The organism is Virgibacillus doumboii, from assembly GCF_902806455.1.
GTDB lineage: Bacteria > Bacillota > Bacilli > Bacillales > Amphibacillaceae > Lentibacillus > Lentibacillus doumboii.
Window position 1 is genome coordinate 318,059 of record NZ_CADCWQ010000002.1, and the last position, 14,231, is coordinate 332,289.

Consider the following 14,231-nt stretch of genomic DNA (forward strand, 5'->3'; position numbering starts at 1 on the left):
TTTTTATGTTTTTAGCAATAAGAGAATTACTGCATGCAAAATTTCGTTATCTGTTAATAGGTTTTATCATCGTCCTGATATCAGGTCTGATTTTTATTATTTCAGGATTGGCAAAAGGATTGTCTGCTGATAATGCATCTGCAATACAAAATCTGCAGGCAGATTACCTGGTTCTGGAGGAAGGAGTCGAGCAGCAACTGACCAAATCTAGTATCTCCGGGTCTGCTGCTGATCAGATAGCAGAAACAGAAGGTGTTACAGAAGCCGTCCCATTATCCATTCGAATGGCAGCAGCTGCTGTAAATGACAAGGATCAAAAAGCAGATGTTGCATTATTTGGAACAGACATGAATGGAACGCTGCTCCCGAACGTAACGGAAGGAAATCCTCCAGCCAAATCGAATGAGGTAGTTGTCGATGCTTCATTAAAAAAAGAAGGACTCCGTATTGGTGATGCATTAAGCTTTGCCGGCAATGACAAGGAATATACGATTGTCGGATTTGCTGAAAATCAACGGTTCAGCCATACGTCCGTTGTTTATATGAATGGGTCAACAGATAAAGTGAACGCATTTGCCATTCAAACAAATGGGGAAATCAGTGATGAGCTAAGTAAAAAATATGATGTGTTAACAAAAGAAGAGGTACTGCAAGGTATACCAAGTTATTCACAGGAACAGGCATCATTAAACATGATGATTATTTTCCTTTATGTAATTGCAGCATTTGTTTTAGCCGTATTTTTCTATGTGATGACACTGCAAAAGAAATCCCAGTTCGGTGTGTTAAAAGCATTGGGCTCCAACACATCTTATCTTATCCGGAATTTGGTTTCTCAGGTGGCCGTCATATCGATTGTTTGTATCCTCATTGCTGTTGGGCTTTCATTTGGTGTTAAAGAATTACTGCCGCCTGATATGCCGTTTATATTAGAATCTCAAAACATGCTGCAGTCAGCTGTATTACTACTGGCAGTTTCAGTGGTCGGGTCATTACTATCACTTGTGCAGGTAGTAAACGTTGATCCAATTGAAGCAATCGAGGGGGCGGAATAATGACACTGAAAATGGAAAATGTAACAAAAGTATATAATGACGGACCAAACGAATTCAAAGCATTGGATAATGTTTCACTCAACGTAAGTTGTGGCGAGTTCGTTGCTGTGATCGGACCTTCCGGCTCAGGAAAAAGTACTTTCTTATCTACGGCAGGGGCACTGTTATCGCCAACAAGCGGAAAAGTTAAAGTTGACGGAGAGGATATAACAAATCTTTCAGCAAAAAAGAAAACAAAACTGCGGCTGCAAAAGATAGGATTTGTTTTCCAATCGGCAAACCTTATCCCGTATTTGAAGGTTGATGATCAGTTACGTGTAGTGAATGTTTTGGCAAAAAGTAAAAAGCATAGCAAATATGAAGCGGATTTACTAAGTCATTTTGGATTGGCACATCGCATCGGAAATCTTCCAAACGAACTATCCGGCGGAGAACGGCAGCGTGTTGCTATCGCACGTGCCCTAATGAACGATCCAAAGCTGATTCTTGCCGACGAGCCAACTGCAAGCCTTGATTCGAAGCGAGGACGTGAAGTGGTTGAAATGATAGCTGCCGAAGTACGGGAGCGGGGGAAATCCGGAATTATGGTCACACATGACGAACGAATCCTGGATTTATGTGACCGTGTTTTAGTAATAAAGGATGGGAGACTGTCGGAAGATGGCTGAATATGACAGAACTGACAACGAGGTAAACTGGAAAAAACCAATGTTCACAATGAATTCGCCAAAGTTCACAGTGATTTCGCCGAAGTTCACAATTAGGTTGCTCGAAGTTCACAATTAAAATGCCGGAGTTCACAGTTTGTTCGGTTGTCTTGGTATTTAACGCGCGTGTCCATTTTGTTTTCGATAAGTAAAGTAGATAAGAAATCTGTATCTTCCACCAAAAATACGTTATAATCATTCATACAAATAGAATTTTTCAGACATCTCAGAAACTAAATTTACTAGGGGGACTTTGATGATTGAATTTCCAAAGCCGACTGTGGAGCAATTTTTTCGTACGTATGTAATTAACGACTTTGCGGTAAACGAGGATGAGAACCGTCTTATTTTCAGTTCCAATTTAAATGGCAAAATGAATTTGTGGGCAATGGATTTGCCTGATACCTATCCATATCTGTTTGCCCACCATGATGAATCATGCAGTTTTATCCAGTTTGATCCGAAAAGCCGATATGTATTGGCGGGATTTGATAAAGACGGTGACGAGAACCATCAAATTTATGCAATCCCGAATGAAGGCGGGCTTCCAAAGCCATTGATTACAGGTAACGCCGATGAAAGGTATTTCTTCACGCATTTAAGTGAGGATGGCGAGCGGGTATATTACCTGACTTCCAAAGATAACCCGTCATTTTTAAATACACGTGTTCGGAACTTGAAGAATGATTCGGATACCTTGATTAACACTGGTGAAATCTCACCTACCGAACTGGCTGCTGTATCCAAAGATGAGGAAGCATTTGTGTATTTACGAGCCTTTGCGAATACATTTGTAACCGGATTTGTTAAGCAGGGTGATGCCGAGCACAGCTTAACGCCAGATCCGGAAAAAACGCATGTAACTTTTGATCCCGTATTTGTGGATGAAAAAACAATTTATTTCATTACGAACTATGAAAGTGAATACAGTTATGTTGCAAAATTTAATCTTGATACAAAAGAATTTTCATCAGTTGTTTCAATCGAGAACGAAAGCGTTGAAATACTGAAATGGAACAGAGATCAAAATGCTTTATTTTTGGCTGTTGAAAATGGTGTTTCCGATGTGCTGTATCGCTATGACTTGGATTCAGCGAGGCTAACCGAGCTGTCTGCTCCAATCGATGTAATCGAAAAAATTCACGTTGCAAAATCAGGTAATCTGTATGTATTGGGCAGAAGCGCAACAGTACCACATAATATTTTTAAAACAGAAGATGGTCAAACATGGAAGCAGTTAACCAATAATGGTGTTCTCGGATTGAGCAGTTCTGAGATGGTTGACCCCGATGTTATTTCGTATAAATCATTCGACGGGATGGAAATCGAGGCATTGTTATTTAAAGCAAAACCGGAAAACGATAATGGCTATACGATCTTCTGGCCGCATGGCGGACCACAGGCTGCCGAGCGGAAGTCATTCCGCTCCATGTTCCAATGTTTCCTGAATCGCGGATACACCATCTTTGCACCAAACTTCCGCGGAAGCACGGGCTATGGGTCAACATTCGTCAAACTGGTTGAACAGGACTGGGGTGAAGGACCGCGTTTGGACTGTGTAGCCGGAATTGAATGGTTGTTTGAAAATAACATCACAGACCGTGAGAAGTTATTCCTTGTAGGTGGCAGTTATGGCGGCTATATGACACTATTGCTTCACGGACGTCATCCGGAATACTTCAAAGCGTGTGTTGATATTTTCGGACCGTCTGATTTATTTACATTCGTTAATTCTGTGCCACCTCACTGGAAACCGATTATGGACCGCTGGCTGGGTGACCCGGAAACGGATAAGGAACGCTTTGTCCGGGATTCACCGGTAACCTATCTGGACGACATGACCAAGCCGATGCTCGTTATTCAGGGGGCAAAGGATCCGCGGGTGGTTAAAGAAGAATCTGATAATATCGTCGCTAAACTTCAGGAAGAAGGCCGCGATGTTGAATATCTCGTGCTGGATGACGAAGGGCACGGCTTTTCGAAAAAAGAAAATGAAATTAACGTTTACAATCGTATGCTGGACTTTTTGGAAAAGCATCAGGGGTAAGAATTATGGGGCAGGTGAATCTTTACATGGGTTCACCTGCTTCATTTCTATAATCGTTTGTAAAACTAAAAAAGTGGCATGATTTTTTAAAAGAATCATGCCACTTTTCTGCTTTTGGATTCGAATATAGGAGTAGAATACTAAAACTTATAGCTGCATGTTGCAATAGCGTGTTCCGTAGCAGAGATAAGATCTTCATTTCCTTTTTCTTTTCTGATTTCCAACGCCTTATTGAAGTAATCCAGTGCACGTTGAAATTCTTTTTGGTCAAACAGGTTTTTTCCATAATGCTCGTAGACAAAGTCCAAGTATCCACGGTAATGTGGATCCTTATCAGCCGTGTCCATTAGCTCTTCAAACATTTTGTTGGATACCTTAAAGTTGTTTTCCCACTGGTATGTATTTGCCAAACGGATTTTATTAACAAATACACTTTGCTGGTTGTCTGTTTTTTCAGCAAGTTCAATTGCTGTATTGAGGTGTTTTTTACTATCCTCAATCTCACCAATAATTCGTAAAAAATACCCTAGTAAACCATGCATGGTACTTTTCTCATGGTCACTATATGTATCATTATTAAGCTGTTCCTTGATATATAACATCCCCTGAAGCATGCCCATTTGATCTTTGGGCACTTCCCGTAAATTGGGTCCGAACTTAAACTTCATATTATGTGGGATATCTGCAATTTTCATAAATCATCACCTCACTGCTTACAACCAGTATACATGAAATAATTACAGTTGATGTACACATCTGCTCAATTTAACATACACATAGTAACACCACCCCTCTGCCAAAAAAAGTAATTGACCGCTAAAGCTTGTCTCGGTTAAAATATAATAGTCCTTTTTTAAAAGCGGGTGGACGTAACCAGTCAAATACAGAAAGGTGGATAGAGGTTGTAAGCAAGAAAAGCGCCTGAACTATTTTCGGACGGAAAAGAAGATAGTTGACGAGGTGGAGGTTAATCGAATTTTTCGGCGGATTCCTCCCGGTTGCACATCCCAACCGTCATGCTTTTTTCTGAAAACAATGAGGCAACTTGTTGCATAAAAGAATGAAGCGGGATGAGACTATGAACAAACACGAGAAAGGGGCAACAAAACGCCCCATAACAGAGGTCCGAGGCAGGAGGTCGGAGGTCAGATAATGAAATCGGCTAATTCGCCGATTTCCACTAATCCGCTCTCTGACTTCTGACATCTGATTTATCGGTCGTTCGTTGCCCCTTTGTATGAGGAGGAAACAACGATATGTGTGGAATTGTAGGATATATCGGACAAAACGATACAAAAGATGTATTACTGAATGGACTTGAGAAACTGGAATACCGCGGTTATGACTCGGCGGGAATTGCGATGTTGAATGAAGATGGATTGAATCTTTTTAAAGTAAAAGGACGGATTGCGACCCTAAGAGACCGTGTGGATTATACGGTTGAAGCAACGATGGGGATTGGCCATACACGCTGGGCGACACATGGTGTACCAAGTGCGGAAAACGCACATCCGCATCAGGGCGCATCCGGCAGATTTACGCTTGTTCACAATGGTGTTATTGAAAATTACCAGGACTTAAAAAGCGATTATTTGAGTGGAGTTTCTTTTGTCAGTGAAACGGATACAGAAGTTATTGTTCAACTCGTTGAAAAGAACTTCGAAAAATATCAGGATACTGCAGAAGCATTCCGCCAAACGATTGGTCTTTTAAAAGGTTCGTATGCAATTGGGTTAATCGACAAAGAAGACCAGGATACGATTTATGTTGCAAAAAATAAAAGCCCATTACTTGTTGGGCTGGGCGATGGCTTCAATGTGATTGCAAGTGACGCAATGGCAACATTGAAAGAAACAGATCAATATTTGGAAATTTATGATCAGGAAATTGTCCTCGTAAGCCGCAACTTTGTTGAAGTACAGAAGCTGAATGGAACGGTTGTTAACCGTAAACCATTCACAGCACAAATTGATGTGAGTGATACCGAAAAAGGAACCTATCCTCATTTTATGCTGAAAGAAATTGATGAACAGCCGTTTGTCATGCGTAAAATCATTCAGGAATACCAGGATGAGAATAACAACCTGAAGCTTGATCAGGATGTTCGCAGTGCCATGAAAGCATGTGACCGCATTTATATAATTGCTGCAGGCACAAGTTATCATGCCGGATTGGTCGGAAAGCAGTTTATTGAAAAACTGGCAAAAATTCCTGTTGAAGTGCATGTGGCAAGTGAATTTTCGTATAACATGCCATTACTGTCGGAAAAACCGTTATTTGTGTTTATTTCACAAAGTGGCGAAACTGCTGACAGTCGCGCGGTATTAGTAAAAATAAAAGAATTGGGACACCCGTCATTGACGATGACAAACGTGCCGGGATCCACCCTTTCTCGTGAAGCAAATTACACATTAAATCTTTATGCAGGGCCGGAAATTGCCGTCGCATCAACAAAAGCATACACAGCACAAATGGCTGTTCTGGCGATTTTGGCAGTAGACACAGCACAGGCTAAAGGCATTGAGCTGGACTTTGACCCAATGCAGGAACTGGCAATTGTAGCTAATGCGATGGAAGTCCTGACAGACCAAAAAGAAGCAATAGAGCGCTTAACAAGAGATTATTTGGCGACATCACGTAATGCATTCTTTATCGGACGCAGTATTGACTACTATGTTTGTATAGAAGGTGCGCTTAAGCTGAAAGAAATCTCCTACATTCAGGCGGAAGGTTTCGCCGGCGGAGAGCTGAAGCACGGAACAATCGCGTTGATTGAAGAAGGAACACCTGTCATTGCGCTGGCTACACAATCCGAAGTGAATTATGGAATCCGCAGCAATGTGCAGGAAGTAGTCGCACGTGGTGCAAATGCCATGGTTATCAGCATGAAAGGCCTGGAGCAGGATACAGATGCATTCGTAGTACCGCCTGTGCATGAATTGCTGACACCATTGGTAAGTGTAGTACCGCTGCAATTGCTTGCATACTATGCAGCACTGCATCGAGACTGTGACGTTGATAAGCCACGGAATTTGGCCAAATCTGTTACTGTTGAGTAAAAAGAGTATCTAATACATACTAAATGTATTAGATATCAAAAACACATGACTAAGCATGCTGACATTGTGACTAAATCGCAATGTCAGCTTTTTTGCGAGAAATATTCCTTCAGGGTTTTAACAGTGATTCGGGTTATTTATTACTTCCTTGGTATAAAAGCCCCCGCCTTTCAAAAAAAGGCAAGTGAATAACCTAAAAAGTGTAAAAGGATTATTTGTTTACCCGTTTTTATGCTATAAAAGAAAAACTTTCACATTATGCTTTCTAAGAAATCATATATTGGTATATTAGCACAAACCAAGGGGGGGTACCCATGAAAGCAATGGTATACACAAAATATGGGCAACCGAATGTTCTTAAACTTAAAGAGGTGAAAAAACCCGTACCCAAGCACAATGAAGTACTGGTAAAAGTCCATGCGGCATCTATAAATTCATGGGACTGGGATCTCCTTAGAGGAACATCATTTATAGCCCGCATAGGAGGTGTTCTAAAACCGAAATATAAGATACTTGGAGCAGATATTGCAGGGCAAATAGAGTCAGTTGGCAGTGATGTAACACAACTTCAGCCGGGTGATGTGGTTTTCGGGGACATTTCCGGGTGTGGTTGGGGTGGTTTCGGTGCGTATGTATGTGCAGATGAAAATGCATTCGTACGAAAAGCAGCCAGTATGTCATTCAAGGAGGCAGCAGCTGTACCTCAGGCGGCAGTTCTTGCTCTTCAGGGACTTCGTTTTAAAGGAAGCATTCAAACAGGACAAAAGGTTTTAATTAATGGCGCCGGTGGTGGTGTTGGTACGTTTGCAGTACAGATTGCCAAAGCATTCGGAGCTGAAGTGACTGGCGTGGACAGCACGAGGAAATTAGACATGATACGTTCAATCGGTGCAGACCATGTCATTGATTACACAAAAGAAGATTTCACTAAAAATGGACAACGTTATGACGTGATTCTGGATGTTGTGGCATATCGACCGATTTTCGATTACAAGCGTGCACTAAACCCCAAAGGCAGGTTTGTCATGGTCGGAGGTCCCACTGTACGGATTCTTCAGGTTATATTACTGGGGCCATGGATTTCAATGATTGAGCGCAAGAAAATGGTTCCCCTGATACATCAGCCAAACAAAAAAGATTTAAACCTTATAAAGGATCTTATTGCATCAGGCAAGGTTGTCCCTGTTATCGATAGAAGTTACGCTTTAAGTGAGGTTGCTGAAGCGTTCCGGTATTTTGGAGAAGGGAATGTCCAAGGCAAAGTTATCATCATGTTGGAGCATAATAATAATTAATAGGTAGCTATAGTAGAGAAAAAGATTCAGATTTGACAAGAGAGCAATAAGATATATAATAAAATTAATTGAATGACCAATCAAAAAAATGATTAATCAATTAATTATTTGCAAGGTGGGGGTTTAATGGAAGACAGGCAGTCATTTATAGCTGAGGCCAGAAGAGAGCAGATAATAAAGGCGGCAATTGAGGTTTTAAAAGATATTGGGTATGTAAGTACAAGCTTGGCCAAAATAGCGAAAAAGGCAAAAATAAGCACTGGACTAATCTCTTATCATTTCTCAGGTAAAGAAGATTTGATGAATAATACTTTAATATATTTAGTTGAACAAGAGTGGATGTTTATTAATGAGCGGGTTGCAATAAAACAGACATTCACGGAAAAATTAATAGCATTTATCGAAGCAAGTTTGGCTTACCAGGTTTCAAGCAGAACAAATAATATTGCTTTAATTGAAATAGTTTTCAACGCACGTACACCCGACCATACCCCTTATTACTTACTGGAAGATGATGAAGAAGATTTAAAAAACGGATTATTACAAGAAATTCTCATCCTAGGGCGGGAATCGAAGGAATTTGGTGATTTTAATCCTCAGGTTATGACAACTGTCATTCAAGGGGCGATATCAGAATCCATGTTAACTTTTCAAAATAAAGTCAGTGTAGAAAAATATAGTGAAGAACTGACAAAGAGTATATTGAAAATAGTCAGGTAAACATGTTAAGGCAATTTAGAAAGTGAAAGGAAAAGGTTTATGAGACATAATGAAACGGTTCTTGGTTACAGTAAATATGAAAAAACACTCATTGTTTTGATTCCAATGATTTTGGGTGGTTTGATTGGCTGGTTTATTCCAGTCATTGCCGGATGGTTATTGAATCTTCCAATAGTCCCTATGGAACAACTTATTGAATTCATAGCATCATCAGACAATCTATGGATTACTGTTATAGCTGCCATTATTGGGGTTGTTGCTGGTATATTATTGGCATTTATCATTTTGGAGGAGAATCTTGAAGTTAGGATTTCCGATAATTCCCTGCAGTTAAAATTAGATAATAAGATGGAAACGATTGATAAAAAGGATATTTCAGCTATTTATATGGAAAAAAAGCAATTCATAATCCTTGGGCCAAATAATCAGGAACTATATAGAGGAGTTCTTGAAACGAAAAAAGATACCGTCCGGGAAGCATTGAATTATTATCGATATCCCTGGCATGACGAGGACCCTTTTAAAAATCAGTACCAGCGATGGGTTTTAGGGCATCCTGATTTCCCCGAAAAAATAAACGCATTACTGTATGCACGAGAACATGCATTGAAAGAGGATAAAAAGAAAGATGCTAAATATCTGCGCGAGGATTTAGCAAAATTGGGGGCTGTTATTAGGGACGAGAAGAACGCCCAATATGTGAGGCTGGCTGAAGGAGCCATTTCTAAAAGGAAATAAAAAAGTTGTAAGGGAGGTTTATGAATGGAAATGAAATAAGGGTTTTGATCTCAAAAGGGATAAGGGCGGGTTGTAACCATTCAGTTGCTTCTCCACGTCTGTTTAACAACAAATTTTCTGAATACAGTTGTTAAATATTACTAGACAGTTGGTAGATTATTAATGATATACTATATAAGGTGTTCCATTTAGACAACTTAGAGATACTAAGGAGGATAATATGAAACGTATTTTGCAAATTGGAAGCGCTTTTATGGGTGTCATTGTCGGCGCTGGTTTAGCTTCCGGACAAGAGATTCTTCAGTATTTTACCAGTTTTGGTTACATGGGGATATTTGGAGCTATTATCTCAACCGCACTATTTGCATATCTTGGTTTTACACTGACAAAACTCGGGAGCCGCATGAAAGCAACGTCCCATAAAGAAGCTATTTATAAGGTAAGTGGGAATAAATGGCTCGGCTTAATTGTTGACTATATCATTATTTTTACACTGTTTGGTGTAGGGGTTGTCATGATTGCAGCTGCAGGATCTATCTTCGGTCAGCAGTTCGGACTCCCGGCTGTTTTCGGTATAACCGTAATGAGCATTTTGACCGCAATTACCATTATGATGAATATTGAAGGCGTGGTAAAAGTAATCGGCAGTATTACACCGTTTTTAATTCTGTCCGTAATCGCTGTGTCGATATACAGTCTTTTGACGATGGACGTGTCCTTTGCTCAACTTGAACCGGTTGCTGACGGCCAGCCATCATCATTGCCGAATTGGTTTATTTCAGGTATTAACTATGCTTCATTTAATATTGCAGTTGGTGCTTCAATGGCACTTCTGATGGGCGGCAGCGAGAAAAATGAAAAGGTTGCTTCACTCGGTGGACTTATTGGTGGACTTGGAATTGGTGTCATCATTGTGTTGACCAACCTGGCCATTTTTTCCAAAATAGATGTCGTAGCCAATGTGGATATGCCGATGCTGAAACTGGTTAACGATATTTCGCCGGTATTGGGAATTCTGTATGCGATCATTCTGTTCGGCATGATCTTCAATACTGCAGTTGGAATGTTCTTTGCCTTTGCAGCACGCTTTACGGATGTTGGAACCAAAAATCATAAAACATTTGTTGTTATTACAGGAATTGCAGCCTTTATTCTGAGCTTTGTCGGCTTTACAGAGCTTGTTGCGCTGTTCTACCCGCTGATAGGCTATTTGGGACTCTTTCTGATTCTGGCGCTTATTATTGCACCGTTTAGAAATACAACATTCAGTAAAGATGAAAAGGCTTCTAGAAAAAGTGCCTAAATCTATTTTGTAAGAGTGGCTTGCCAACGCTGGTAAGCCACTTTTTTAGTTTCCACGGCTACATGAAGAACTCCGCATCTGACAAGCTAAATCGATCAAGCTCTTTTTTAAGAGTATCTTTCATTTTTCTTCCACATTATTCACTTCAAACTGGAAACAATACATAATTTATAACATATAAAATCGACTGACCTACACTCGTAATTATAGAATATGTGTGTAGGTGGTGTGAGTAATCCAGAATTCTATAACTATATTCGATAGCTAATGTAAAAAATGGAGCCCGTTAAGACTCCACTTTTCTATCTTTTTATAGTATTACTGCTAATACCAGTTGCATAGATGACACTGAGCATTACAAACAGGCTAAGAAAGCCATATTTAAATCCAATCGTATCAATCATAAACCCAAATAGTGGGAACAAGATCATGATACTGAAACTCTCCACTACACTAATCATTGAAAAGAAGGTGGAGCGGACATTACTCTGCAGTCTGTTCTGAATGAAATTCGAAAAGATTGGTTCAAATAAGGTAACAAGCTGCGATAATAGCAGAAAAGATAATACGATAGCCCAATCCGGAGACCATATAAATAATAGAAAGAAAGTTAAATATAGAAGGTAGCCATAGTTTGCAATATTTATAAAGCTCCATTTTTCCTCTAATTTATGAGCGATCTTCGCCATTAGAACACCTAATAATCCCTCTACTGTGAAAATAATCCCGATTACCGTTGGACTGTATCCAAGCCGTGTGAAATACGCCTGACCATAGAAAGTTAGAATGACAATGGAAGTTGTCACCATTATAAAAAAGATAATAGGAATATGGATGGCCTGATTGTCTTTCCAAACCGTCATGCCTGCATTCAGCTGGTCCATCCATTGTTTCTTTATAGTAAGGTTTTTTGCCGGACTTAATTCCTTCTCCGGTTCATGGAGTAAATAAATTGGAATAAGGGCCAGCACATGAGTAATGATAATTCCTCCATACACAAGTTCCCAGCTAACTTCAGCCATCAATCCACCTGCCAGCTTTGCCAGGCTTAGTGATAGAAGAGCAAGTGCAATCATGTTTCCAAATACTTTTGTATAAAGGTGTTCCTGGCTTTTTTCTTTTAACGTATCATAGGCTAGAGCTTCCTCAGCGCCGGACTGAAATGTCATCCCTGCTCCGAGCGTCATTAAAGCTAATCCAAACAAGCTAAGTGAATCACTGATTAACATAAAACTCCCATATCCGATGCTAAGCAGGTTGCCAACTAACAGACTCACTTTTCTCCCGTACAGGTCAGCAACCACCCCGGTTGGAATTTCCAATAATACAACACTTAAATGCATTAGTGCCTCAACCAGACCAATTTGGCTCATACTCAAGCCTGAATCGCTCAGATAGATAACCCAGAGTGCACGGTCAAAAAACAATTGAGCGACAAAAATATAAATATAGATAAAACGAATATTCATTGTTAAACTTGCTTTCATTCTGATATCCTCCTGCTGTTCCGACGCAAAAAAGCCACAGGTAAAATACTTACCTGTGACCTGAGCAGGGGAGAAGCCTGTCTTCCAGTTTACCGATTATTTTGAGGTAAGAAATTTTTTACGTCAGAAGTGTAGTTTTGAAACTGTGCTAAAATTGGACATACGTATCCCGTTATTAAGCAAAGTTCCAAAAATGGACATCATGAACACAATAAATTGTTTCACTTCGTCCACAACTTCTTCCAACGTAAACATTTCAACTACCTCCTTTCAATGATTGATATTTCTATCATAAGTTATTCCATTTAGATTAGCAATATTATCAAAGAAATCAATAGTGAATGTGCATGATGAGTGGGACCAGCTAGGAGTGGGTTTAAACGTTAAGCCCACAGCTTCGCCCCATAACGGTTTAATAATCCCTTTCATGTATCCTTTGACCTGCATTATCACATACTACAATTTGACTATATGGAAATTGCATTATATAATATAACCAACTTGTTCAAAATGTACTAAAAAAATTGAACAAAATGAACATTACCGGAGAGAAGGGAAGGTGAGAAATGGAATTGGATAACGATATTCAAAAAGTGGAAGAGTCACGGGATATTCTGATAAGCGCAATCGCTCAAACAATGGTCATTTATGGGGTAACTCCATCGGTTGGGAGAATTTACGGCGTTCTTTATTTTGCAGACAAGCCCCTTAATCTTGATGAAATAAAAGATCAGGTTGCGATGAGTAAAGGAAGCGTCAGTACAGGATTACGGGATCTTCTTGACACGGAAATGGTGATCAAAGTTTGGAAAAAAGGCAATCGGAAAGATCATTATATTGCAGAAAAAGACTTTTTTAAGAATTTTTTTGCCTTCTTTGTCAAAAAGCTAAGACAGGAACGAAATATAATCTCAAGAGCCAATCAACAGGTTGAAGGAACTTTGAAGGATATCGCAGCAAACACTCAATCTGATAAGGCAAAAGAAATGGCACAGGGAGACTTGGCTGATATTGAGCAAACGATGGTCTATTTTGACTGGACGCTTAAATTAGCAAACGCTATGGAAACAAGGGAGATATTTGAGTACTTCCCGGTAAAAAGAAAAGATGGTGACAACGATGAACAAGACTAACACAGCATTGGTACTAATTGATGTGCAAAAAGAAAGTGAGTTTGGGATTGAAGGCGTGGATGCCGTAGTAAACAACACAGAGCGATTAATTGCAGCATGCCGAAAAATAGGTGTTCCTGTAATATTTACACGGCACATTAACCGTGAAGATACGGTTGGCCTGTCAAATGAAGAACCATTGACCGAAGATGGCAAACCGGTATTCTATAATGACGGAACCGATGCGGTGGAAATCATGGATAGTATCAGGCCTGAAGATGGAGATATTGTCATTGATAAATACAGATGGAGCAGTTTTTATGATACAAGTTTAGATCTTATCCTCAGGAATATGGGAGTTAAGCACTTAATAATGGGTGGCTTTGTCACTGACGGCTGTTTGATGACTTCTGTGTTTGACGCCTACTTCCGGGACTACCAGGTGAATTTGGTTAAAGATATGTGCGGTGCAACGAATGAAGGTGCACACATGGCATCCATTTTAACGATGGCAAACTGGGTTTATGATCTCGCTGTCTTTAATACGTCTGAAATAATAAAAAAATTAAACGGTGAATCGCATAAAAACTGGAAATCCCCGTATCCCGATCAACTGCAATTTACACCTGAAAATATGCGACAGGTATTTGATGAATTAAACAAGTAACAAGTTAATAATAAGGGTTATGCAAACAACAAGAGGAGGAC

At 39.9% G+C, this 14,231-nt stretch carries 13 protein-coding genes; 10 read left to right on the plus strand and 3 right to left on the minus strand.

Annotated features, from left to right (window positions below; translation table 11 throughout):
* The first annotated feature begins 5 nt into the window (after positions 1–5).
* The 3 genes from G6R02_RS17965 to G6R02_RS17975 all read left to right on the plus strand — a co-directional run bounded on the left by G6R02_RS17965 (position 6) and on the right by G6R02_RS17975 (position 3,809).
* The gene (locus G6R02_RS17965; RefSeq protein ID WP_164670743.1) at positions 6–1,055 is read left to right on the plus strand and encodes an ABC transporter permease; all 1,050 of its coding nucleotides are present in this window, start codon (positions 6–8) and stop codon (positions 1,053–1,055) included.
* On the plus strand, positions 1,055–1,723 hold the full coding sequence (locus tag G6R02_RS17970) for an ABC transporter ATP-binding protein (RefSeq protein ID WP_164670744.1): 669 nt from the start codon (positions 1,055–1,057) through the stop codon (positions 1,721–1,723). Before G6R02_RS17965 ends, G6R02_RS17970 begins: the two co-directional genes overlap by 1 nt.
* A gap of 295 nt (positions 1,724–2,018) precedes the next feature.
* Entirely contained in the window at positions 2,019–3,809 is a 1,791-nt protein-coding gene (locus G6R02_RS17975; protein WP_164670745.1) for a S9 family peptidase, read from the plus strand.
* 140 nt (positions 3,810–3,949) lie between these two features.
* On the opposite strand, the gene G6R02_RS17980 is transcribed toward G6R02_RS17975, so the two are convergent.
* Positions 3,950–4,504: a tetratricopeptide repeat protein gene (locus G6R02_RS17980; protein ID WP_246202655.1), complete on the minus strand. Its 555-nt coding sequence runs from the start codon at positions 4,502–4,504 to the stop codon at positions 3,950–3,952.
* Between the two features lie 561 nt (positions 4,505–5,065).
* On the opposite strand from G6R02_RS17980, the gene glmS reads away from it, so the two are divergent.
* The 5 genes from glmS to G6R02_RS18005 all read left to right on the plus strand — a co-directional run bounded on the left by glmS (position 5,066) and on the right by G6R02_RS18005 (position 10,924).
* The gene (gene glmS, locus G6R02_RS17985) at positions 5,066–6,868 is read left to right on the plus strand and encodes a glutamine--fructose-6-phosphate transaminase (isomerizing) (protein ID WP_164670746.1); all 1,803 of its coding nucleotides are present in this window, start codon (positions 5,066–5,068) and stop codon (positions 6,866–6,868) included.
* A 314-nt stretch (positions 6,869–7,182) separates the two neighbouring features.
* Positions 7,183–8,163 carry an NAD(P)-dependent alcohol dehydrogenase gene (locus G6R02_RS17990; RefSeq protein WP_164670747.1) on the plus strand — a complete coding sequence of 327 codons (981 nt, stop codon included), beginning with the start codon at positions 7,183–7,185 and terminating at the stop codon, positions 8,161–8,163.
* Positions 8,164–8,289: 126 nt separating this feature from the next.
* Complete coding sequence (locus tag G6R02_RS17995; RefSeq protein WP_164670748.1) at positions 8,290–8,883, plus strand: TetR/AcrR family transcriptional regulator; 594 nt, start codon at positions 8,290–8,292, stop codon at positions 8,881–8,883.
* Positions 8,884–8,922: 39 nt separating this feature from the next.
* Positions 8,923–9,621 (plus strand): YqeB family protein, encoded by a 699-nt coding sequence (locus tag G6R02_RS18000; RefSeq protein WP_164670749.1) that lies wholly within the window; start codon positions 8,923–8,925, stop codon positions 9,619–9,621.
* Between the two features lie 220 nt (positions 9,622–9,841).
* Positions 9,842–10,924: a YkvI family membrane protein gene (locus G6R02_RS18005; RefSeq protein ID WP_164670750.1), complete on the plus strand. Its 1,083-nt coding sequence runs from the start codon at positions 9,842–9,844 to the stop codon at positions 10,922–10,924.
* A 302-nt stretch (positions 10,925–11,226) separates the two neighbouring features.
* On the opposite strand, the gene G6R02_RS18010 is transcribed toward G6R02_RS18005, so the two are convergent.
* Both G6R02_RS18010 and G6R02_RS20275 read right to left on the minus strand, forming a co-directional pair.
* Complete coding sequence (locus G6R02_RS18010) at positions 11,227–12,411, minus strand: MFS transporter (protein WP_164670751.1); 1,185 nt, start codon at positions 12,409–12,411, stop codon at positions 11,227–11,229.
* 123 nt (positions 12,412–12,534) lie between these two features.
* On the minus strand, positions 12,535–12,666 hold the full coding sequence (locus G6R02_RS20275) for a hypothetical protein (protein WP_281347128.1): 132 nt from the start codon (positions 12,664–12,666) through the stop codon (positions 12,535–12,537).
* Between the two features lie 311 nt (positions 12,667–12,977).
* Here G6R02_RS20275 and G6R02_RS18015 point away from each other — a divergent pair, with 311 nt between their 5' ends.
* Both G6R02_RS18015 and G6R02_RS18020 read left to right on the plus strand, forming a co-directional pair.
* Positions 12,978–13,544, plus strand: coding sequence for a GbsR/MarR family transcriptional regulator (locus G6R02_RS18015; protein WP_164670752.1), 567 nt, complete (start codon positions 12,978–12,980; stop codon positions 13,542–13,544).
* Positions 13,531–14,190, plus strand: a complete 660-nt coding sequence (locus tag G6R02_RS18020; RefSeq protein WP_205520246.1) for a cysteine hydrolase family protein — start codon at positions 13,531–13,533, stop codon at positions 14,188–14,190. Before G6R02_RS18015 ends, G6R02_RS18020 begins: the two co-directional genes overlap by 14 nt.
* The last annotated feature ends 41 nt before the right edge of the window (positions 14,191–14,231 follow it).